We start from the raw sequence: 22735 nt of genomic DNA on the forward strand, positions 1-22735 counted from the left end.
GGGACGGAAATTGCGCTAACCCATTGACTGAAATACAGCCAAAGAACCGTGGGTCCATGCAAAAATCATTGTCCATCCTTGTCGTCGCCGCACTGACCCTGACCGCCTGTAACAGTTGGCGCGAGTCGCGGGTGAACCCGTCGAACTGGTTTGGCTCCAGCACCCCGGCCCCGGTCGAGACAGCTCCGGCAAATAACGCGGATGCGTTGATTCCCGAACAACGCGGCGGTCGCGGTCTGTTTGCGCGCCCTGAAGAGGTTGATACCAGCGTTCCTATCGCCAAAATCGATGAATTGCGGATCGATGCCATACCTTCGGGGGCAATCGTATATGCCTCGGGCACTGCAATCCGTCAGGGCGCATATGAGGCGCGGCTTGTACCTGTGGAATCAGAAGAAAACCGGAAGAATGGCGTTTTGGAGTTTGTGTTTCGCGTGAACTACCCGACCTATCAGACCGCACAAGGGTCTGAAAGGACGCGCATGGTGTCCGACGCGATCAATGTCACCAAGCAAGACCTGGAGGGCATCCGCGTCGTCCGGGTGGTCGGACAGCAAAACGCACTGGAATCGCGGCGGCGTTAAGGGCGTTTACAGTGAAACGACCTTGACGGCCTGACCTTTGGCAGACAGTGCAATCTTGCCCTCGCACAGCTTCAAAGCATCCTCGCCAAACACTTCGAACCGCCAGCCTGACATGGCAGGCAATTCGCGCTCGCCTGCTGCGATCTGATCCAGTTCGGAACTGGTCGCGATCAGCTTGGCGGCCACGCCCGAACTTTCGGTTTTCGATTTCAGCAGTACGCGCAGCAAATCCGCCAGCGCCGGGTTGACCTTCAGCTTGTCGCGCGAGGTATCGACCTTGGGCATCTGGTCCGGCGGGCAGTTCACGCCACGCTTCACGGCAGTCAGAATACCATCGGCAATCGCACCCTTACGCGCCTCGCGCAGCAACAGGCGCGATCCGCCCAGTTCCGACGGGTTTTTGGGCTTGGTCGAGGCAAGCTCGATCAGCGCATCATCCTTGAAAACACGGTTGCGTGGCACGTTGTTTTCCTGCGCATACGATTCACGGAATTGTGCCAGTTCCCGCACCACGGCGAGGAACTTGGCCGAGTTTGTGCGGGTTTTCACCCGTTTCCACGCATCCTCGGGTCGGATGTCATAGGTTCCCGGCTGCGTCAGCGTGCGCAATTCCTCGGATACCCAATGGCTGCGCTTGGTCTTTTGAAGCTCGGCCGCAAGATGTTCGTAAATCCGGCGCAGATGGGTTACATCGGCCAGGGCGTAGGTCTTTTGCGCATCCGTCAACGGGCGCTTGGACCAGTCGGTGAACCGGGATGTCTTGTCCACGCCCTGCTTGCAAATCTTGCGCACCAGTGTCTCATAGCCGACCTGCTCACCAAAACCGCAGACCATCGCGGCGACCTGGGTGTCGAACAGAGGGGTCGGGAATACATTGGCCTCGACCCAGAAGATCTCAAGATCCTGCCGGGCCGCGTGGAACACCTTGACCACATCTTCGTTTTTGAACAACTCGAACAGAGGCTCCAGCGACAGGCCATCCGCCAGCGGGTCGACCAGAACGGCGCTGTCCTCATCCTCGGACGGGACAGCCAGCTGCACCAGGCACAGTTTGGAATAATAGGTCCGCTCGCGCAGAAACTCGGTGTCTACTGTGACATAGGGGTATCCGGCAGCAGCCGAGCAGAATTCAGCCAGCTCTTGCGTCGTCGTCAGGGTTTTCATGCGCCGTACTATTCTTGCTCTTGTTCTTTGTGTGACTGCCCGTTTTTCCGCGTCCCGAGCGATACAGGCGACCATAAGACGATTTTTACGCGCGTGTAAATCACCCAAGGGCGATCAGGGCAGCATAAGAACAGACCTGTTGCCTTCTGCGTAACGGCGCAGCACCGCTGGGTAGAGTTGATGCTCCCACACCAGAACCTTTGCGGCCAGATCCTCGGGCGTATCCTCGGGCGAAATGGGGACCCGCGCCTGACCCAAAATCGGACCATCATCCAGCGCCGCCGTCACCTCGTGCACGGTGCAGCCATGTTCCGAGTCACCCGCCTCAATGGCCCGTGCATGGGTGTTCAGGCCCTTGTATTTCGGCAGCAGAGACGGGTGGATGTTCAGCATCCGGCCCTGAAAGCGCGAGACGAAATCGCCGGTCAGAACCCGCATGAACCCGGCCAGGCAGACGATATCCGGCTGTGCCTCTTCCAGCGGTTTCAGCAGTTCGGCCTCGAACGCGGCGCGGTCGCCTTTGTACGGGCGGTGATCGACGACTGCGGTCGCGATCCCGCGATCCCGGGCCTTGACCAGACCGCCTGCCTGCGCGTCGTTGGACAGAACCAGACAGGGCCGTGCCGGATGATCGCCGGTCATGCTGTCGACCAGCGACACCATGTTCGACCCGCCCCCGGAAATCAGGATGGCGACGCGCTTGTGACTCACAGCAGCTTGCCCGAATAGGCCACGCCCGCTGTCTCTGTAACCGTTCCGATGCGCGAGACGGTCTCGCCTGCGTCGCTCAACAACGCCGACAGCGCATCTGCCTGATCAGCAGCGCAGACAACGATCATGCCGATGCCGCAGTTGAATGTCTTCAGCATCTCGGCCTCGGCAATCCCGCCGGTTTCAGCCATCCAGCCAAAGACCTGCGGCAACGCCCACGCATTCAGATCGATCTGCGCACCCAGCCCTTCGGGCAACACGCGCGGCAGGTTCTCGGTCAGGCCACCACCGGTGATATGCGCCAGCGCATGCACGCCCCCTGCCCGGATCGCCGCCAGCGCGGGCTTCACATACAGCCGCGTCGGCGTCAGCAGCGCCTCACCCAGCGAGCCGCCGCCAAAGGGCGAGTCAGCGTCCCAGCCCAGCCCCGAAATCTCAACCAGCTTGCGCACCAAAGAATAGCCGTTGGAATGCACCCCGTTCGAGGCCAGCCCCAGCAGCACATCGCCCGCCTGCACGCCATCCGGCAAGTCCGCCCCGCGCTCCATCGCGCCGACCGAGAAGCCCGCCAGATCAAAATCGCCATCGGGATACATACCCGGCATCTCCGCCGTCTCACCACCGATCAGGGCACAGCCCGATTGGGCGCATCCTTCGGCAATGCCCTCGATGATCCGCGCAGCGGTGTCGGTGTCCAGCTTTCCGGTGGCGAAATAATCGAGGAAGAACAAAGGCTCAGCGCCCTGGCAAATCAGATCGTTGACACACATGGCCACCAGATCAATGCCAACGCCATCCACGACGCCGGTATCAATCGCGATCCGCAGCTTGGTGCCGACGCCATCGGTTGCCCCGACCAGAATGGGGTCTTCGTATCCGGCAGCCTTTAGGTCAAACAGAGCTCCGAACCCGCCCAGCCCGCTCATCACGCCGGGGCGGTTGGTCCGCTTGGCGGCGGGCTTGATCCGGTCGACCAGAGCGTTGCCTGCATCAATGTCAACGCCTGCATCGGCATAGGTGATTCCGTTCTTGCCCGCTGTCATGGTAGGTCCCTTACGAATGCTTTGCGGGCGGGTTAGTCGATTGTGCGCATCTATGCAACGGTCAGGCTTGACGCGGGCGTTCACCGTGGTACTCAAAGCCTCAGGCGGGCCTGTAGCTCAATTGGTTAGAGCAGAGCGCTCATAACGCTTTGGTTGCGGGTTCAAGTCCTGCCGGGCCTACCAGAAAACCGGGTTTTCTTACGGAATCAGGTCTTAGATTCCTCGTTCCGCATTCGAATTGATCCGACACGGCGTTGCCCAAATGTCTGCCGCATCTACCGCCCAATGATAATATCGGCGCACAATCCGCCCAATCGGTCGCTTTTGCCCAACCTTAGCACTCCGCCATGTGCGCGGGCGACGTCAGCGACGATGGCAAGGCCAAGGCCGACGCCGCTGCCTTGGTTCTGGTTGCGCGCCGGATCAAGGCGGGTGAAAGGCTTGACCGCTTCGGTCCGCATCTCCGAGGGGATGCCCGGGCCGTCATCTTCGACCCGGATGCGCAGGGTTTTCGGCGTGACCGACAGGCTAATATCAGCGCGATTGCCATAGCGGACGGCGTTCCCGATCAGGTTTTCGACCGCGCGTCGAATGGCCATGGGGCGCAGCATGACGGAGCCCTGCCCGTCAACGTCAACCAGTTCAGCCTGATAACCGGCCCGTTTGGCATCCTCGACGATCTGGCGCACAAGCGCCTTGGGCTCGACCTCTTCCGGAGAACCTTCGGCAGCGCCGCGGGAAAAATCCAGAAAAGCATCCAGCAGAGACTGCATTTCGGTGACGTCTTGCTGCAGCGGCGCGGCCTCATCTTCGGGCAACATCGACAGGCCAAGCTTCAGACGGGTCAAGGGGGTCCGCAGGTCGTGGCTGACGCCGGACAGCATAAGCGTCCGCTGCTCCATCTGGCGTTCAATGCGGGCACGCATGTCCAGAAAAGCGTTTCCGGCTGCACGTACTTCAATCGCCCCGCCGGGGTTGTAAGGTACAACGCGCCCACGTCCGAACGCCTGTGCTGCATCAGCCAACCGCGTAATCGGCCGCAACTGGTTGCGCATGTAAAGAAATGAAATCGACGTCATGACAATCGCAAAGAACAGCATTGTCACGATCAACTGGTGCGGTGCTGTCGGGGCCAGTCGCCTGCGGTCGAACACAAGCTCGAGTGTCCCCAGATGCGTATTCAGATATAGCCGGGCGTCTGGGCCGTTGGGCAGTGCAACGGCATCCAGATCCGGCAAAAGGGCGTGCAGGTTGGCCTCGACCTGCGGCGCAATGAAATCATACCAGCGCCGCGTTCCGATATTCGGCTCTTCATTGATGCCAAGGAATCGCGCGCTGATTTCAAGCGCAACCAGATCGGGACGCACGGCAGCGATGGCCTGTTGCTGCGTCTCGACGTCACTCATCGCGCTTGTGATCAGATCAACTTCGCGCGCGGCAGCACGGACCATTTGCGCGGTCACGTCCTCAAGATGCCGTTGCAGGAACGCATTCCCGACCACCAGCAACAGGACGATCACCGGCACAACCAGAATCAACGCCGCCCGGGCGTAAAGACTGTGTGGCAGATAGGGTTTGAGCCATTGCGAAGACATGCGCTAAACCTAGCGGGCTGCCCGGGTAAGAGGAAGAGGACAGAATGCAGGCCCCAGACGATTTCAACCCGCCCGCCGGGATTGCCACGCAGTTGCAACCGGGGGTGCGGCGCATTCTGGCCCCCAACCCTTCGCCCATGACCTATCGGGGCACCAATACCTATCTGCTGGGGCAGCGGGATATCGCAATCATTGATCCCGGCCCTTTGTCGGACGCGCATCTAAATGCGATTCTGGAGGCTTTGGAACCGGGCCAGAAGATCAGTCATATCTTTGTGACGCACAGCCATCTGGATCACTCACCGCTGGCGGCACCACTGGCTGCACGCACCGGAGCGCAGATCTACGCCTTTGGGGGGCCCGAGGCCGGGCGCAGCGCGGTCATGTCCCAACTGGCCCAAAACGGTCTGGCCGGTGGCGGTGAAGGCATCGACACGCAGTTTCGCCCGGACATCGAAGTCGCCGACGCAGAGGTGATTGAGGGTGAGGATTGGCAGCTTGAGGTGATCCATACGCCGGGACATCTGGGCAACCACATCGCACTGGCCTGGGGCCAGACCTGTTTCACCGCAGATCACGTGATGGGCTGGGCCAGTTCGCTGGTGTCACCACCTGACGGAGACCTGACCGATTTCATGACCGCCTGTTACCGGCTCCAGGAACGCGAATGGGCGGTCTTCCACGCCGGGCATGGTGCACCCATCACTGACCCGCCCGGGCGGTTGGAGTGGTTGATTCAGCACCGCCTTGGGCGCGAGGCGCAAATCCTGTCGGCGCTGGAAGACCGCCCCGGCACGGCCCGAGACTTGGCCGAGCGTATCTACACCGAAACCCCCAAGGCCCTTCTGCCCGCAGCGGAACGCAACGTGTTTGCCCATCTGCTTGATCTGGTTGGAAAATCCAAGACAACCCATAGCGGCGCCTTGTCCGCAGACGCCGTTTTTGCCCGGCAGGATTGAGCGCGAAAAAAAATTCACGAAACGCGCGCTTCCCCACTGGACGGGGAAAATTCGGGTTGTTATACGCGCCCTCAGTTCCGGCGTAGCTCAGCGGTAGAGCAGTTGACTGTTAATCAATTGGTCGTAGGTTCGATCCCTACCGCCGGAGCCAAAATCTTCCCCCTCAAAATCATGCTTCTATTGGGCGCAATCACCAATGAATTGCGGCCAGAGTTGCCCTGTCAAAAAAACTTGCCTGTACCCTCTGGACGACGCGAAATCTGGTTGTTATACGGCGCGGACCGTTCCGGCGTAGCTCAGCGGTAGAGCAGTTGACTGTTAATCAATTGGTCGTAGGTTCGATCCCTACCGCCGGAGCCATTCACCCTCACACGCGCAAGATCATCCCGCCAGGGCGTCCTTGTAATCCGCGCGCAGGTTGCGTTTCAGCACTTTGCCGGTTGCGTTCAGTGGCAAAGCATCAACGAAAACAACCTTGTCCGGGATTTGCCATTTGGCGATTTTTCCATCGAAGAAGGCCAGCAGTTCCTGTTCGCTTGGGTCCTGCCCTTCGGCTTTCACAGCCACCAACAAGGGGCGTTCGTCCCATTTCGGATGCGGTACACCTACAACGGCAGCGGTGGCGAGCTTTGGATGGGCAACGGCGATGTTTTCCAGTTCCACCGAACTGATCCATTCGCCACCGGATTTGATGATGTCCTTGGACCGGTCCCGAATCGTCATGTAGCCGTCCGGGTCCAGGGTCGCCACATCGCCGGTGGCGAACCAGCCATCCTGCAACAACTCCTGATCCTGCATCTGGAAATAGCTGTCCAGAACCCAGTGGCCGCGCACCATCAGATCGCCTTGGGTTTCGCCGTCATGGGGCAGATCATTGCCATCGTCATCAACGATTTTCAGTTCCACCCCGAACGGCGGACGGCCCTGATTCTCGCGTATTTTGCGCTGTTCTTCGATGGGCAGGTCCAGATGCTTGGCAAGCGGCGTATTGGTTGTGCCCAGCGGGCTCATCTCGCTCATCCCCCAGGCGTGAATCGTGTCAACGCCATAGGTGTCGCGGAACGTGTCGATCATCGATGGCGGGCACGCCGCGCCGCCAATCACGGTGCGTTGCAGACTGGTCAGCTGGCTGCCCGATTGCGCCGCATGGGCCAGCAATCCCTGCCAGATCGTGGGAACGCCCATAGCCAGCGTCACGCCGTAGGTGTCGATGAGGTTAACCAGCGCCTCGCCATGCAAATCCGGGCCGGGCAACGCCATTCTGGACCCCGACATCGCACAGGCATAGGGCGAGCCCCAGGCATTCACATGGAACATCGGCACAACCGGCATCACCACATCGCGGGCCGAAAACCCGATGCAATCGCGGGTGTTTGACCCAAAACTGTGCAGCAAAGTCGAACGATGGGAATACAAGACACCCTTGGGGTTCCCCGTCGTGCCCGAGGTGTAACACAGGCTCGACGCCATGTTTTCATCGAAACTGGGCCAGACAAAATCCGCATCGCCGGTCTCGATCAGTTCATCATAGAACTCCACCCCATCGATCTGGGACAGCGCCTCGTCATTACGTGGTCCCATCAGGACAAAGTGCCGGACCTCGGTCAGCGCGGATTTCAGAGCCGCGACCAGAGGGATAAAGGTGGCATCAAAAAACAGAACCCGGTCCTGCGCGTGGTTTATGATATAGGACAGTTGCTCGGGGAACAGACGCGGATTGACCGTGTGGCACACATATCCCGCGCCCGAAGTGCCATAGTAGATCTCAAGATGTCGCCGGTTGTTCCAGGCCAACGTGCCGATCCTGTCCTGAGGCTCTAATCCCAGCTTGGTCAGCGCGGATGCCAGTTTGCGCGCATTGCCGGCGACCTCGGCCCAGTTCGTGTGCGTCACGGTGCCATCGGTTTCGACCGAGCAGATTTCGGTCTGCCCGTGATAACGTTCGGCGTGATCAATCAGCGACGAGATCAGCAAAGGCTGCGTCATCATCTGTCCCAGCATGGACATCCTCCCCATTCTCGGCGCGGCCATGTGCGGCCATCGCCTTGTCCTCGACACCTGGGGGTGTGGCCCCGCGCGTCAATTCAGACTTATCCTCAGGGGGAACCCTGCCAAGCATTTAATTGTCTGACAATTAAAAAATGCAACCCGCCCGCAGGGCAAGCTGCGTTAAATGGCGTTATTCGCGGTGCCGTAGAGCATATACAACCAATGCCGCGGTCGATCCATCCTTACCCGCCGCGCTTTCATCGCCGTCCACAATCGGCCCCAGCGAGGTGGCGAGTTCCTTGCCCAGTTCCACGCCCCACTGATCGAACGAATTGATGCCCAGCAGCACGCCTTCGACAAACACGCGATGTTCATAAAGGGCAATGATCTGGCCCAGCACAAACGGAGTCAGCTTGGGATAGATCAGCGTGGTCGAGGGGCGGTTTCCGGGGAACACGCGGTGGCGGGCCTGGCGGTCCTGTTCGGCCCCTTCAAAGCCTTTTTCTGCCATCCGGGCGCGGGCCTCGTCCAGTGACCGGCCACGCATCAGCGCCTCGGACTGGGCCAGACAATTGGCCAGCAACAGGCGGTGATGATGGGCCAGTTCCGGCTCGTGCCCTTCGGCGGCAACCATGAACTCGCAGGGGATGACGTCGGTGCCTTGATGGATCAGCTGGTAAAACGCGTGCTGGCCGTTTGTGCCGGGTTCGCCCCAGACAACCGGGCCAGAGGGAACGGTCAGGTCCGATCCATCCATCGCTACCGATTTGCCATTCGATTCCATCTCAAGCTGTTGGAAATAGGCGGGAAGGCGCAGCAAACGCTGGTCATAGGGCAGAACCGCGCGGCTGGCATAGCCCAACACCTGACGGTGCCAGATGCCGACAAGTGCCAGCAGAACCGGCATATTCTCACCCCATTCGGCCGAGCGGAAATGCAGGTCCATCGCCTGCCCGCCCCGCAGAAACGCATCAAACGCGTTCGACCCCACGGCGATCATCACCGGCAGACCTACCGGTCCCCAGACCGAGTAGCGCCCACCGACCCAATCGGCAAAGCCAAAGACTCGTTCTGCCGGGATGCCAAATTCCTGTGTCTTGTCCAACGCGCTGGAGACCGCTGCGAATTGCTTGGTCGGGTCACCGCCGCCGTCGCTCATCCACGCCCGTGCGGTGCGGGCGTTGGTCATGGTCTCGATCGTCGTGAAGGTCTTTGAGGCGACGATGATCAGCGTTCGCATCGGGTCCAGCTGTCGCAGCGTATCCGCAATATGCGCCCCGTCTACGTTCGAGACATAGTGAACGCGCGGGCCGTCGTGATACGGCGACAGCGCATGGGTCGCCATCACCGGGCCAAGGTCCGAGCCGCCGATGCCGATATTCACCACATCCGTAAAACTGCCCCCCACGCCCGAGATCGCACCACCGCGCACCTCTTCGGCAAAGACCCGCATCCGGTGCAGAGTATCCAGCACGTCGGGCATGACATCCTGCCCATCGACATGCACCGCCCCCCCATCCAGATTGCGCAGCGCCGTATGCAGCACCGCGCGCCCTTCGGTTTCATTGATCTTTTGACCCGAGAACATCGCCTCGCGCCGCGCGGCCAGGTCGGCTTCGTCACACAGGCGGATCAGCCCTGCGCGCACGTCCAGGTCGATCAGGGTTTTTGAATAGTCAAACACCATGTCACCGGTTGAGGCGGAAAAGCCCTGCGCCCGGTTCGGGTCAGCGTCGAACAAGTCCAGAATGCGCCCAGCCTTGCCTGCCAGCGATTTCAGGTGATCCAGTTTCATATCATTCACTCCGCCCAATGTACGGTCATGCCACTCAGAACGGCGGCGATCGGCGCATCCTCGGGGGGCAAAGACATGGCGCGTTCCAGCGCGTCCCGTTTGGCCGCGCCAAAGATAATAAGGTGTTTGGACAGTGCCCCATCCAGAACCGGCGCGGTCAGCGTGATGCGGGGTTCCGGCTGAACCTCGGTCCGGGCCACGGCAAGCGTTGGCGCGTGGCTGTCCAGCGCAGCGGCCAGCCCCTCCATTCCCGGAAACAGCGAGGCCGTGTGCATGTCTTCGCCCATACCCAGAACCAAAACCGAAAGCGGCAGAACCGGCGCGATCAGGGACTCGATTTCCGGCAGAGCAGCCTCGGGCTCGGCCCCCGGAACATAAAGCGGGATGTACTGCGCGACAGATGCGCGGTTGGTCAGCAGCCGCTCGCGGATCAGGCGCTCGTTCGAACGGTCGCTGTCAGCGGGCACGCAGCGCTCATCCGTGGCCATGACGCGCACGCGATCCCATGCCAGATCGGCTGCGCAAAGCACGTCAAACACCGGCCCCGGCGTGGTGCCACCGGGCACCGCCAGTGCAACCGTTTCATTGTGCAGCAGCGCCGCCTCAAGCTCTCCGGCCAAGGCGTTCGCGACGTCGATAGCCAGCATATCGCGGTCGGCATAGTCCTGAATTTTCATGGCTTTATTCCTTGCCAGAGGCGACCGTCTCGTTTCATCAGCAGCTCGGCGTCGCCGGGGCCTGTGCTGCCGCTGTCATAAGGTTTGGGCACATCGCCGCGCGCCTGCCAACCGGCGATGATCGGGTCGGTCCAGGCCCATGCGGCCTCGACCTCGTCCCCGCGCATGAACAGGGTCTGATTGCCCCGGATCACGTCCATCACCAACCGTTCATAGGCGTCGGGCGGATCCTGATTTTCAGGCCCCAGCGCTTCGGCGAAACTCATGTCCAAGGGCACGTCGATCAGACGCATTCCACCCGGCCCCGGTTCCTTGATCGTCACCTTCAACGTGATGCCTTCGTTCGGCTGCAGCCGGATGGACAGCGCATTCGCGTGCCGCCCTGCGGCCTCGCCAAAGATCGAATGCGGCGCATCCTTGAACTGCACATTGATGACCGAGGACCGCGCGACCAGCCGTTTGCCGGTACGCAGATAAAACGGCGTTCCCGCCCACCGCCAGTTGCTGACATGCGCTTTCAAGGCCACATAGCTTTCAGTGGTCGAGCGTGGGTGGCCCACGACCTCACGATAGCCCGGCCCGTCCGGACCGGCCGCGAACTGACCCCGGACGATGTGATGCGGTTCGACCGGATCAAGCGCGCGAATGACTTTCAGCTTTTCATCCCGCACCGCGTCGGGGTCAAACTTGGCCGGCGGCTCCATCGCGATCAGGCAGAGCAGCTGCATCAGGTGGTTCTGCACCATATCCCGCATGGCACCGGCGCGCTCATAATACTCCTCGCGCCCATCCACGCCGACAGTTTCCGCGACGGTGATCTGGATGTGATCGACATACTGGCTGTTCCACAACGGCTCGAACAGCATGTTGCCAAAGCGCACGGCCATCAGGTTCTGAACCGTCTCTTTACCCAGATAGTGATCGATCCGGTAAATCTGCCCCTCGTCAAAATGCGCGGCCAGCGTGGCGTTGAGCGTTCGCGCGCTTTCCAGATCATGACCAAAGGGTTTTTCGACCACAATCCGGGTCTGCGCCGTGACCAAGCCATGCGATCTGATCTGTTCCGCTAACGGACCAAACAGGCGCGGCCCGACCGAGAAATAAAAGGCCCGAACGCGATCATCCGTCAGTCTGATCGACAGATCGCCCCACCCGTCCGCCGACATCGCATCCAGCGCAACATAATCGACACGCTGCAAAAATCCGCGCAATGCATCCGAATCTGCCGCCCGTCTGGGCGCGTTCAGCCTCAGCGAACCGGCCACCATTTCGCGAAACCCATCCGGGGTCAGGTCGCTGCGGGCTGCGCCGATGATTCTGGCATCACCGGGCCATTGCCCTGCGCAAAACCTGCGAAACAAAGCAGGCAGAATCTTGCGCTGCGCCAGATCGCCGGTGCCGCCGAAAATGACCAGATCAAATGGGTCAACAGGTATGACGCGAGAAACCATGGCCCGTACTTACCCTGCCCCTGTCGGCATGTCCAATGTTAGCGCAATCACATCGAGGTTTTTTGAGATTTTTTCTCATTCATCAAAACTCTGTCAGAACAGCCCCAAGCCCTTACCAACAGGACAATAAACAGCTAAGTCAGTCAAACCACTTCAAAGAACCGGATGCGGGAATGAAAGACAATGCCCCCCAGCTTGCCAATATCGGCAAGTTTCAAGACAGATTGGTGACGGCAGACGGGCAGACCCGCGCCTCGGTTGCGCTGACAAATCCGCAAACCCTGTGGTTCAATACCGGTACCTTGTGCAATATCGAATGTGTAAACTGCTATATCGAAAGCAGCCCCATAAACGATGCGCTGGTCTATATCACTGCGGCTGAAGTGACCGACTATCTGGACCAGATCGAACAGCGCAACTGGCCCATCCGCGAAATCGGCTTCACGGGCGGCGAGCCGTTCATGAACCCCGAGATGATCGAGATGACTCGCGCCGCACTGGAACGCGGGTACGAGGTTTTGATCCTGACCAACGCCATGCTGCCGATGATGCGCCGCAAGATGCGCGAAGGTCTGCTGGACTTGCAGCGCGACTACAACGACAAGCTGACTTTGCGGATTTCCGTCGATCATTACCGCCCCGAACTGCATGATGAGGAACGCGGCAAGGGAAGTTTCGCCAAGACCGTGATGGGCATGGAATGGCTGCGCGACAACGGCTTCAATATGGCCGTCGCTGGGCGCACCGTCTGGGGCGACAGCGACGCGGACAGCCGCGCCGGATACGCTGCGTTTTTCGAAAAACACGGCTTTGAGATCGACGCCACGAACCCCGGCCAGACCGTGCTGTTCCCGGAAATGGACGAAACCGTCGAAGTCCCTGAAATCACGACCGCTTGCTGGGGTATCCTGAACAAATCCCCCGACGCCGTGATGTGCGCCAGCGCGCGCATGGTCGTCAAACGCAAAGGCGCTGAACGCCCTGCTGTGCTGGCCTGCACTCTTCTGCCCTACGCCCCCGAATTCGAAATGGGCGCAACCCTGGCCGAGGCTGAGGCGGATGTGCATCTGAACCACCCCCATTGTGCCAAATTCTGCGTTCTGGGCGGGGCCAGTTGTTCGGGCTGATCCGGCAAAAACAAAAAGTAATGTAAGTCACTGAGCCTTTGCGCCCTTTTTCTGTATAGAAGGAAAAGGGTCATTTGCTGTTGGGCTGTTGTGATGTTCAGATTTCTTGTTTTTGCTTTTGCACTTTGCGCCGCGCCGCTTTGCGCGCAAGAAAGGTTGGCCTTGGTTATCGGCAATGACCAATACCAATCTGTCACCGACCTTCAGAAAGCTGTGGCCGATGCCCGCGCTGTCTCGGACAAGTTGCAGGGTGCGGGTTTTGAGACCATCGAGGGGTTGAACCTCGACCGGCGCGGCATGAACCAGAGGATCTCCGAATTCACCTCTCGCCTGGATCCCGGCGATACGGCGTTTGTATTCTTTGCCGGACATGGGGTGGAAATCGACGGCGAAAACTATCTGTTGCCCACAGATATCGTCGCGCCCCTGTCGGGTGAGACCGATTTCGTGAAATCCGAATCCATCGCCCTTTCAGATCTGCTGGACCGCGTACGCTCAACCGGTGCGCGCACTTCAATCGCCATCATCGACGCCTGCCGCGACAACCCGTTTGACACCGTCGCCGGGCGCAGTGTCGGACGGACGCGTGGGCTGGGCCGCATCAACGCACCCGAAGGCATGTTCGTGATCTTTTCAGCCGGGGCCGGACAGATGGCGCTGGACCGGCTGAGCGATAATGAACCAGCCGAGAATTCAGTCTTCACCCGTGCCTTGCTGCCACGCCTGTCGCAGCCGGGTCTGGAACTGCGCAGCATGGTGGCCGACCTGCGGCGCGAAGTACGGGACTTGTCCAGCAGCGTGCAGCACACGCAAATCCCGGCCTATTACGATGAATTGCTTGGGGAATTCTATTTCACCCCTGCCATAAGCACCACATCGCCAGAAAGCCCATCGGCGCGCCCAAGCGACGACATGCGCGCGGATCTTGAGCTTGCGCGCTCGCTTGGAACGGTGACTGCGCTGGACAGTTTCCTTCAGAAATATGCCGATCAGTCCGAGACTTATGCCTACGAGGTCGCCCTGCAACTGCGCGACGGCTTGGCCTCGGCCGATACATCAGTGGATGTTGAGCGCACCTCTGCCCCGTCCGCGCCTACGGTTTCAGACACGCAAGAGGTGATGCGCGCCACCCAAGCGGCTTTGAATGCGCTCGGATGCAGTGCTGGTGGCGCGGATGGAGTTGCAGGCCCCCGGACCCGGCAGGCCTTTGCCCGGTATCGGTCGGCCAGCGGCTCAAATCTGGGTGCTGATGACTTGGGAACCAAACATGCGTTGGAAGAGTTGAAAGGCAAATCCGGCACCATCTGCAAAGCCACGGCACCCGCCCCAAAACCTGCCGATACCGGCGTGTCCATGGCTGGGACGTGGCAATTCAAGGCAACCTGCGCTTTGGTTGTCAAAGTGACAGGCACGACGCGCTACACACGTGCGGGTGGCAATAAATACACCGGGCGCCTGACCGACTCACTGGGTCAAACCGCCAACACGGTGATATTCGTGAACGAGGGTCAGATCAGCGGGACAGACTATTTCCCCGGTATCACCGTCAAATGGCGCGGACGTCTGGCCGAGGATGGCAACAGCTACACCGCCTCAGGCTCGACCGGCTGTTCCGTATACGCCTGGCGTGCGGGATAAGCCGTTAATTCACGCGAAACTCGCCCACCATGTTGCGCCATTCGCCAGGCGCAATCATCTTGCGATGGGTGAACTTGACCGAGTGCAGCGGACCTTCAATCTCACGCTGCCAGAAATCGATGAATTCAAACAGTTTCGGGTGATCCGGGGCCAGATCGTATTCCTGCCAGATGAACGTGTTCAGGACGTGGATATAATCGGGCATGTGATAGAAAAACTCTGCCGTCGTCAGCCCGTATCCCTTTAGCATCAATTCCGTTTCGCTTTGCTCCATTCAGACCTCCAATTCCGTGCAAGGTCTCTTCAGAGTAACACCGAAACTGCCTAATACTTGGATAACAAGATGTTACTTGAGTGTTACTTCGGAATTTCCGGGCAAGATTCGTTGCTTGCTTGCACCTTATGTGCCGGGTCTGATAGGATGTAACCACAAAATATAGAGTCTGCACTAAGGACGAGCAGTTTACGTGAGCGATACGCCAGAAATCCCTGAAAACATGGACGAAACCCCGCCCGAGCGCCCAGTGTATGACGGCCCGACGGTCTCTATCGAATCCGAGATGCGCACGTCCTATCTGGACTATGCCATGTCGGTCATCGTTTCCCGCGCGATCCCCGATCTGCGCGACGGGCTGAAACCGGTGCATCGGCGGATTTTGTACGCCATGCACGAAACCGGGAACACCCATGACAAGGCGTATCGCAAGTCGGCCCGCCCGGTGGGCGATGTGATGGGTAAATACCACCCTCATGGCGACAGCGCGATCTATGACGCGCTGGTGCGGATGGCGCAGGATTTCTCGATGTCTTTGCCGCTGCTGGATGGTCAGGGCAACTTTGGTTCGATGGACGGCGATAACCCGGCGGCCATGCGTTATACCGAAGTGCGGATGGACAAGCCCGCCGCCTCGCTGCTGGCCGATATCGAAAAAGAGACGGTCGATTTTCAGGATAACTATGACGGCAAGGACCGGGAACCAACCGTCCTGCCCGCCCGTTTCCCGAACATGCTTGTCAATGGTGCCGGTGGTATCGCCGTGGGTATGGCCACGAATATCCCGCCGCACAATCTGGGCGAAGTGGTCGATGCCACGCTGGCGCTGATCGACGATCCGGACCTGACGTCCGAACAACTGATCGAATACGTCCCCGGCCCCGATTTTCCGACTGGCGGCGTGATGCTGGGCCGGTCCGGTGCCCGCAAGGCGTATCTTGAGGGGCGCGGCAGCGTCATTATTCGCGCCAAGACCCGCACCGAGGAAATCCGCAAGGACCGCTATGCCATCATCGTGGATGAGATTCCCTATCAGGTGAACAAGGCCGCGATGATCGAAAAGATCGCCGAGGCCGTGCGCGAGAAGCGCATCGAAGGCGTGGCCCACGTACAGGACGAATCCGACCGTAACGGCGTGCGGGTCGTGGTCGAACTGAAGCGCGACGCCACGCCCGAAGTGGTGCTGAACCAGCTCTATCGGTTCTCACCGATGCAGACGTCCTTTGGCTGCAACATGCTGGCCCTGAACGGTGGCCGCCCCGAGCAACTGACCCTGCGCCGGTTCCTGACCTCGTTCATCGACTTCCGCGAGGATGTTGTCGCCCGCCGAACCGCCTACGACCTGCGCAAGGCGCGCGAGCGCAGCCACATCCTGTGTGGTCTGGCCGTGGCCGTTTCGAACGTGGACGAAGTGGTTGCCACTATCCGCTCGTCAGCAGACGCCGCCGAGGCGCGTGAGAAACTGATGACGCGCCGCTGGCCCGCGTCCGAGATCGAAGGCTACCTGCGCCTGATCGATGACCCTCTGTCCAAGATGAACGACGATGGCACCTATAACCTGACCGAAATTCAGGCCCGCGCCATCCTCGACCTGCGCTTGCAACGCCTGACCCAACTGGGTGTCAAAGAGGTCACGGACGAGCTGGAAGAACTGGCCGCCAAGATCAAGGAATACCTCGACATTCTGTCCTCGCGCGAGCGCATCATGTCGATCATCGGCGATGAACTGCGCAACGTGCGCGAGCAATTCGCCGTGCCCCGCCGCACCGAGATCGTCGACTGGTCCGGCGATATGGAAGACGAGGACCTGATCGAGCGTGAGGATATGGTCGTGACCGTCACTTCGGGCGGGTATATCAAGCGAACCCCACTGGCCGATTTCCGCGCGCAGAAGCGTGGCGGCAAGGGCCTGTCGGGGATGCAGACCAAGGAAGAGGATGTTGTCACCAACCTCTTCGTGGCGAACACGCATACCCAACTGCTGTTCTTCACCACCGAAGGTATGGTCTACAAGCTCAAGACCTGGCGCCTGCCGCAGTCCAGCCGGACGGGTAAGGGCAAGGCCATCGTCAACATCCTGCCGATCCCGACCGGCGTTTCCATCGCGGCGATCATGCCCGTGGATGTGCCGGATGAGGAATGGGAAAACCTGCAAATCGTATTCGCCACCAGCGCGGGTGACGTGCGACGCAACGCCCTGAGCGATTTCACCAACGTCAAGCGCAACGGCAAGATCGCCATGGACCTGCCCGAGGGTGTGGAACTGGTCAATGCGCGCATCTGTTCCGAAGAAGACGACGTAATGCTGGTGACCAATTCGGGCCGTGCGATCCGCTTCCAGACCACCGATGTGCGTGTCTTCAAGGGCCGCAAATCCACTGGTGTGCGCGGGATCAGGCTGACCAATGGCGACCGCGTGGTTTCGATGTCGGTCATCCGTCACTTCAACGCCACCTCGGACGAGCGCGCCGCCTATCTGAAAATGCGCCGCCTGATGGCTGGTGTCACCGATGAGGCCGAGACGGACGAGGACGAAGGCAATGCCGACAGCGTTCTGCCGCAGGAGCGTTACGCCGAGATGTCGGCGGCCGAGAACCTGATCCTGACCATCACCACCGGCGGCGCGGGCAAGCTAAGCTCCAGCCACGACTACCCCGTTCGCGGGCGTGGTGGCATGGGCGTTGCGGCGATGGACAAGGCTATGCGCGGTGGTGAATTGGTCGCCTCGTTCCCGGTCGAAATCGACGATCAGATCATGCTGGCGACCTCCAAGGGCCAGTCGATCCGGGTTCCGGTTGATGGCATTTCCTTCCGCTCGCGCAGCGCGGGGGGCGTCCGGGTCTTCAACACCGGCAAGGGGGAAGAGGTTGTCTCGGTCGCCTGGATTGCAGACCAAGGGGATGAGGAAACCGAGGAGTAACCCTCAAATTTTCCAACACTTATGAAACAAAGCGCCCGTTCTAGCGGGCGTTTTGCCGTTCTGGATCACGTTATCGGCAAGCGCCCGTTTGGCGCGCTTGCCCGAGGTCAATCCGAGGCCTAGCTTTCTTAACATGTGGTCCTTTGCCCATATCCGCCCCGCCTACAGCCGCGCCGAGCGCGTAAGCGATGGTGTGATCCATGTGCTTGGCGTGTCGTCCGCCCTGATCGCCGTACCGATGCTGATCATCCTGACGATCTACTACCGTTCGGACCCCGTGGCCGTTCTGGGCGCGTCGATCTACGGCGTGACGCTGGTTTTGATGCTGACCTTCTCGGCGCTCTACAACATGATCGAGCACGACGATTGGAGCGCGTTCCTGCGCCGCCTCGACCATTCGGGTATTTACGTCAAAATCGCGGGCACCTACACGCCGTTCCTGCTGTTGTCGGGTACGCAACCAACGGGGCTGCTGATCGGGCTTTGGTTTTCGGCAACCCTGGGATCGGCGCTGAAGATGTTTGACCCGAACCGATTCCGCTGGTTCGGATTGGCGCTTTATTTGCTCATGGGCTGGGCCGCCGTCTGGGCCGGTCAATCGATGCTGGCTGAGCTATCGCCCACAGTCATCACACTGATGATCGCCGGAGGGCTGGTCTACACCGCGGGCGTCGCATTCTATCTGCTGGATTGGTTGCCGTTCCACAACACGATCTGGCATATGTTTGTGCTGGTCGGCAGCGTCCTGTTCTTTGCCGCCGTTGCCGCGCGGATCGAATTGGTTCAGGTGGTCTAGCGTCCACCCGTGCCCGACCCTTGAGCCCGCAGCAAATCCTCGACAGCCCATAACCGATCCTGCCCCCAAATCGCCTGACCGGCTACGTAGAAACTGGGAACGCCCCACAGACCAATCTCTTGCAGTCTGCTTTGGTTTTTCTCAACCCGGTCGTGCCATGTTTGAGTGGCCAGAGCCTGACGCGCGGCCCCCCAATCAAGACCACTGGCGCCCGCAATTCGCGCCATACCCTTGTCGGAGGCTGCGTCCACTCCCTCGGACCAGACCAGACGCATGAAGGTCGAGCAGTAGGTCGCCAACCGATCAAGATCCTCGGCATGGTCGAACAAAGCGTACCCGCGTTCGACGCCAGACCCCAAAGGATCACAAATTCGACCAAACGGAATCTTCATTCTGCGCGCCTCCCGCGCACAATCGCCAAGGATGTAGCCGGACTTGACCTTGGGCACCGGCAGGCCCCGCATCAGCATCGGCAGAACGGGGCGCAGGATCAGGCGAGCATTATAGCGGTTCGCAAGATCAACAACGCGGTCGAAAGCCAGATAGGAATATGGGCTGCGGAATGAGAAAAAGAACTCCAGCTCCATACTGTCCTGAATGTCTGGTGGCTGCGCACTCTCTTCCCAAGGCGCGACCGGAGCATCACCCTGCCTCAGCTTTAGCTGCGCAAGCCGGTCCTCCAGATAGTGCAGCCGATCAACGCCCCAATACCATTCGCCGCCATAGTAAAACGTTCCACCCAGGTAGTGTCCCATCGCGGATAGCTTTTGGTCGCCTGCCTCCATCGCCTGCCCGGGATCCACGCCACCGTCGTCGGGCATAGTCCCCCTGCCCCAAACGCCTGCGGTGATAGCACGCAGGCGTTCTGCGGCGTCGGGTTTTCCTAAAGCATCCGCAAGAAGGCGCTTTGCGGTTTCCACCTTCTTTGCCGCCGGTTCCTGCGGCATATCCAGCCCGAACCGGCGGGCCAGACGCCCTGCATCCATCAGGGCGTTTTGCCTATGTTCCGTGGGCGCAGGGATCGCATCCGAATGTGGGCCAGAGATCAAATGAATGCACAGTTTAACGCGATAGAACTCCTGAAATTCGGGCAGGATCTGCGCGGTCAGATAGCAATAGGGATCGGCGACATAATGAAAATAATGCACCTCATGCTCTGCACCGCGCAGCTTGCGTCGAAGCTCTGCCACGCCTCTGCGCGCCGATTGCAGATTGCCGCTGGTTATGACGGCAGCCAAATGGGATTTAATCTGTGTTTTCATGCAGAACCGGCGATCAAAGTGGCTTGGACATGTCCAGTTTACGCACCACAGCGCCAAACGCCACGCTGTCACGCTGTCAAACAACAACGTGACGGCAGATCGTCAGAGCCCGTAAAGCGCCCCGAATTTCTGCTCCAGATAAGCCAATAAGGGCTCCGGCCCCGGCTCGACCCCGCTGGCGCGCTGGATGATCTCGCGCGGGGCGTATAGCCCCCCGTATTGCTGCACGTTTTCGCGCAGCCAAGTGGTCGCGCCCGAGGTGTCCCCTTCGGCCAGTTGACCATCCAGCCCCGGCACCGCGTTGCGCAGGGCCTCATACAGACACCCGGCATAAACGTTGCCCAGCGAGTAGGTCGGGAAATAACCGAACAGGCCAACCGACCAATGGACGTCCTGCAAGCAGCCGTTCGAAGGTTTGTCGACCGCATAACCGAAATCGGCCTTGAATCGATCGTTCCACGCGGCTTCCAGATCGCTGACCTGAAGGTCTCCGGCCATCAGCGCGCGTTCCAGGTCGAAGCGCAGCATGATGTGCAGGTTATACTGCACCTCATCCGCTTCGGTCCGGATATAGCCGTTATGGACGCGGTTCACCGTGGCATAGAAAGCGTCGGCATCTGCGATCCCGAAATCCCCGAACGCATCGCGCATTTGGGCGTAGAGCCATCCGGTAAACGCACGCGACCGGCCAAGCTGGTTTTCATAAATCCGACTTTGGCTTTCATGAACGCCCATCGACGCGCCGCTTCCCAATGGGGTCAGCGCATAGGCCGGGTCGATCCCTTGCTCATAGGCGGCGTGTCCGACCTCATGAATGGTCGAGTAGAAGCAGTTGAACGGGTCCGTTTCGCTGGTGCGTGTGGTGATCCGCACATCCGATCCGCTGCCCGAGCTGAACGGGTGCACCGCCTTGTCCACCCTGCCCCGGTTCAGGTCGTATCCAAACGCCAGCGCCAGGGTCTGCGAAACGCGCATCTGGGCCGCCTCGTCAAACGTACCGGCCAGCGCCTGCGGCGCGGGCTTGTCCAGAACGGCCGCGCGCAACGCCACCAAACGCGGGCGCATCTGATCGAAGATCGCCGCAATCTGTGCGCCGGTTGTGTAGGGCTCGTAATCCTCGACCATCGCGTCGTAGATGTCGCCGCCCTGCGCCAGAGCGGCACCTTCTTCGCGTTTCAGGGTCACGACCTCTTCCAGAACCGGAAGGAAGGCTGACACGTCCTCATCCGCGCGCGCCTGTGCCCATTTTCCCTGCGCTGCCGAAGTGACACGGGCGATGACTTTCGCCAGATCGGCGGGCACTTTGACGGTACGCTCATAGGACCGGCGGATTTCGCGTAGCTGTGCCTGACCTGCTGTGTCCAAAGCTTCGGCCTGCTCCAGCCATTCCGCCACACGCGGGTCGGACCGTCGGGCATGCAGAACCGCCTCGATCGCGGCCATTTCCTCGGCCCGTTGGGGCGCGGCCCCGCGCGGCATCACCGTTTCCTGATCCCAGCCCAGGCGGCCAGCGATCTGCCCAAGGGCCGAGGTTTCGCGTTGAAAGGCCATCAGGTCGTTAAAGGCAGTCATCGGGCTCAGGCTCCACGAATTGAGGTTGCAATGGGATAGCCGCTCAGGAAGCGGGCGCGCAGGATCAGGGTCCAGACCACGACGGCCATGAACTGGTGGAAGATCGCGATCTGCCATGGCGCGGCATACAGCACGGTGATGACACCAACCACGACCTGTAGCGACAGCGCCGCAAAGGCCGCGTTGAAGGCGAACCGGGTCTGCGGATGGGCACTGGTCTGGCCGCGGCGCCAGACGATGATGGCGAAGATGAACAGCAGATACCCGGCGCAGCGATGGATGAACTGCACCAATCCGGGGCTTTCAAAGAAATTGCGCCACAGGGGGTCTATTGCGGTTGCATCCGGTGGCAGAAGCTGCCCGCCGATCAGCGGCCAATCGGTGAAAGACCGCCCGGCATCGATCCCGGCGACCAGCGCGCCAATGAGTATTTGCAAAAAGGTGAAATGCAGCAGGCCGGTCGACAGCGAGAACAGTTTCGCCTCTTTCGCGCGGCGGGCCTGCATCAGGTCGCGTTCCTCGCGCCCGAGTTCAAAGATGTACCAGGCCAAGAATCCCAGGATCACAAAGGCCAGTCCCAGATGCACTGCAAGGCGATAGCTGGCGACGGCGGTCATCCCCTCGCCTTGCGTGACGCCCGAGGCGACCATCCACCAGCCGACCGCGCCCTGAACACCACCCAAAGCGCCGGGGATCAGCAACTTGCCGGTCCAGCCGGTCGGGATTTTGCGGGCGACAAGGAAGCCGAAGAAACCAAGCGCCCAGACCAGACCAATCAGGCGACCCAACTGGCGATGGCCCCATTCCCACCAATAGATGAACTGAAAATCGCTCAGCTCCATCCACTGGTTCTGGATGCGCCATTGGTCGATCTGCTTGTATTTGTCGAATTCCGCCTGCCAGTCGGCCTCGGTCATCGGCGGGATCGCCCCGGTGATCGGACGCCATTCGGTGATCGATAACCCGCTATCAGTGAGACGGGTCAACCCGCCCACGGCGATCATCACAACGACCAAGGCGAACAGGATCATCAGCCAGGCGCGGATCGCCTTGCGCGCGCCGCCGCGTCCCTTGTCGATCATACCGGGTTGAACGGCTTGTTGTTTTTCGCTGTCTGAGACGTCTTCGAAGATGCTGCGCTTGGCGCTCATGCTGTCCTCATGTGTCCTGGATTTCGT

The 22735-nt window shown here is 60.2% G+C and carries 18 protein-coding genes and 3 tRNA genes; 9 read left to right on the top strand and 12 right to left on the bottom strand.

All coding sequences use genetic code 11. The annotated features are described in order from the left end of the window. Positions 1-56 precede the first annotated feature (56 nt). A complete protein-coding gene (locus tag ACR0LW_RS02660; protein ID WP_480881504.1) occupies positions 57-584 on the top strand; it encodes a hypothetical protein in 528 nt (175 codons plus the stop codon). Positions 585-590: 6 nt separating this feature from the next. Here the strand turns inward: ACR0LW_RS02660 and rnd are convergent, their stop codons facing one another. From rnd to purM, 3 genes are all read right to left on the bottom strand, one after another. Then, a complete protein-coding gene (gene rnd / locus ACR0LW_RS02665) occupies positions 591-1748 on the bottom strand; it encodes a ribonuclease D (RefSeq protein WP_170629721.1) in 1158 nt (385 codons plus the stop codon). 114 nt (positions 1749-1862) lie between these two features. Continuing rightward, positions 1863-2459: a phosphoribosylglycinamide formyltransferase gene (gene purN, locus ACR0LW_RS02670; RefSeq protein ID WP_480581000.1), complete on the bottom strand. Its 597-nt coding sequence runs from the start codon at positions 2457-2459 to the stop codon at positions 1863-1865. Next, positions 2456-3502, bottom strand: a complete 1047-nt coding sequence (gene purM / locus ACR0LW_RS02675) for a phosphoribosylformylglycinamidine cyclo-ligase (RefSeq protein ID WP_480881505.1) — start codon at positions 3500-3502, stop codon at positions 2456-2458. The genes purN and purM overlap by 4 nt, the downstream gene beginning before the upstream one ends. 106 nt (positions 3503-3608) lie before the next feature. On the opposite strand from purM, the gene ACR0LW_RS02680 reads away from it, so the two are divergent. Then, positions 3609-3685 (top strand) — tRNA-Ile (locus ACR0LW_RS02680). A 92-nt stretch (positions 3686-3777) separates the two neighbouring features. Here the strand turns inward: ACR0LW_RS02680 and ACR0LW_RS02685 are convergent. Beyond that, entirely contained in the window at positions 3778-5097 is a 1320-nt protein-coding gene (locus tag ACR0LW_RS02685) for an ATP-binding protein (protein WP_480580996.1), read from the bottom strand. Positions 5098-5141: 44 nt separating this feature from the next. Between ACR0LW_RS02685 and ACR0LW_RS02690 the strand changes: the two genes are divergently transcribed. The 3 genes from ACR0LW_RS02690 to ACR0LW_RS02700 all read left to right on the top strand — a co-directional run bounded on the left by ACR0LW_RS02690 (position 5142) and on the right by ACR0LW_RS02700 (position 6416). Beyond that, complete coding sequence (locus ACR0LW_RS02690) at positions 5142-6056, top strand: MBL fold metallo-hydrolase (RefSeq protein WP_480881506.1); 915 nt, start codon at positions 5142-5144, stop codon at positions 6054-6056. Between the two features lie 76 nt (positions 6057-6132). Then, positions 6133-6207 (top strand) — tRNA-Asn (locus ACR0LW_RS02695). A 134-nt stretch (positions 6208-6341) separates the two neighbouring features. Then, positions 6342-6416: transfer RNA gene (locus tag ACR0LW_RS02700), tRNA-Asn, on the top strand. Positions 6417-6437: 21 nt separating this feature from the next. Here ACR0LW_RS02700 and ACR0LW_RS02705 read toward each other — a convergent pair. From ACR0LW_RS02705 to zwf, 4 genes are all read right to left on the bottom strand, one after another. Next, positions 6438-8057 (bottom strand): long-chain-fatty-acid--CoA ligase, encoded by a 1620-nt coding sequence (locus ACR0LW_RS02705; protein WP_480881507.1) that lies wholly within the window; start codon positions 8055-8057, stop codon positions 6438-6440. Positions 8058-8235: 178 nt separating this feature from the next. Continuing rightward, entirely contained in the window at positions 8236-9840 is a 1605-nt protein-coding gene (pgi, locus tag ACR0LW_RS02710) for a glucose-6-phosphate isomerase (RefSeq protein WP_480881508.1), read from the bottom strand. A gap of 5 nt (positions 9841-9845) precedes the next feature. After that, complete coding sequence (pgl, locus tag ACR0LW_RS02715) at positions 9846-10517, bottom strand: 6-phosphogluconolactonase (protein ID WP_170450325.1); 672 nt, start codon at positions 10515-10517, stop codon at positions 9846-9848. Next, positions 10514-11968, bottom strand: a complete 1455-nt coding sequence (zwf, locus tag ACR0LW_RS02720) for a glucose-6-phosphate dehydrogenase (RefSeq protein ID WP_170629684.1) — start codon at positions 11966-11968, stop codon at positions 10514-10516. Before zwf ends, pgl begins: the two co-directional genes overlap by 4 nt. 173 nt (positions 11969-12141) lie before the next feature. Here zwf and ACR0LW_RS02725 point away from each other — a divergent pair, with 173 nt between their 5' ends. Both ACR0LW_RS02725 and ACR0LW_RS02730 read left to right on the top strand, forming a co-directional pair. After that, positions 12142-13095, top strand: coding sequence for a radical SAM protein (locus tag ACR0LW_RS02725; RefSeq protein WP_480580984.1), 954 nt, complete (start codon positions 12142-12144; stop codon positions 13093-13095). A 156-nt stretch (positions 13096-13251) separates the two neighbouring features. Further along, positions 13252-14733 (top strand): caspase family protein, encoded by a 1482-nt coding sequence (locus tag ACR0LW_RS02730; RefSeq protein ID WP_480881509.1) that lies wholly within the window; start codon positions 13252-13254, stop codon positions 14731-14733. 4 nt (positions 14734-14737) lie between these two features. Here the strand turns inward: ACR0LW_RS02730 and ACR0LW_RS02735 are convergent, their stop codons facing one another. Further along, positions 14738-15007, bottom strand: coding sequence for an usg protein (locus ACR0LW_RS02735; RefSeq protein ID WP_170450317.1), 270 nt, complete (start codon positions 15005-15007; stop codon positions 14738-14740). A gap of 223 nt (positions 15008-15230) precedes the next feature. On the opposite strand from ACR0LW_RS02735, the gene gyrA reads away from it, so the two are divergent. Both gyrA and trhA read left to right on the top strand, forming a co-directional pair. Further along, positions 15231-17927 (top strand): DNA gyrase subunit A, encoded by a 2697-nt coding sequence (gene gyrA / locus ACR0LW_RS02740; protein ID WP_480881750.1) that lies wholly within the window; start codon positions 15231-15233, stop codon positions 17925-17927. A gap of 133 nt (positions 17928-18060) precedes the next feature. Further along, positions 18061-18723: a PAQR family membrane homeostasis protein TrhA gene (trhA, locus tag ACR0LW_RS02745; RefSeq protein ID WP_480580980.1), complete on the top strand. Its 663-nt coding sequence runs from the start codon at positions 18061-18063 to the stop codon at positions 18721-18723. On the opposite strand, the gene ACR0LW_RS02750 is transcribed toward trhA, so the two are convergent. From ACR0LW_RS02750 to ctaA, 3 genes are all read right to left on the bottom strand, one after another. Further along, the gene (locus ACR0LW_RS02750; RefSeq protein ID WP_480881510.1) at positions 18720-19985 is read right to left on the bottom strand and encodes a DsbA family protein; all 1266 of its coding nucleotides are present in this window, start codon (positions 19983-19985) and stop codon (positions 18720-18722) included. The genes trhA and ACR0LW_RS02750 overlap by 4 nt on opposite strands. A 102-nt stretch (positions 19986-20087) precedes the next feature. Further along, positions 20088-21557: a carboxypeptidase M32 gene (locus ACR0LW_RS02755; protein ID WP_480881511.1), complete on the bottom strand. Its 1470-nt coding sequence runs from the start codon at positions 21555-21557 to the stop codon at positions 20088-20090. Positions 21558-21562: 5 nt separating this feature from the next. Continuing rightward, the gene (ctaA, locus tag ACR0LW_RS02760) at positions 21563-22708 is read right to left on the bottom strand and encodes a heme A synthase (RefSeq protein WP_480881512.1); all 1146 of its coding nucleotides are present in this window, start codon (positions 22706-22708) and stop codon (positions 21563-21565) included. Positions 22709-22735: the final 27 nt, after the last annotated feature.

Source organism: Ruegeria sp. N4 (genome assembly GCF_056531425.1).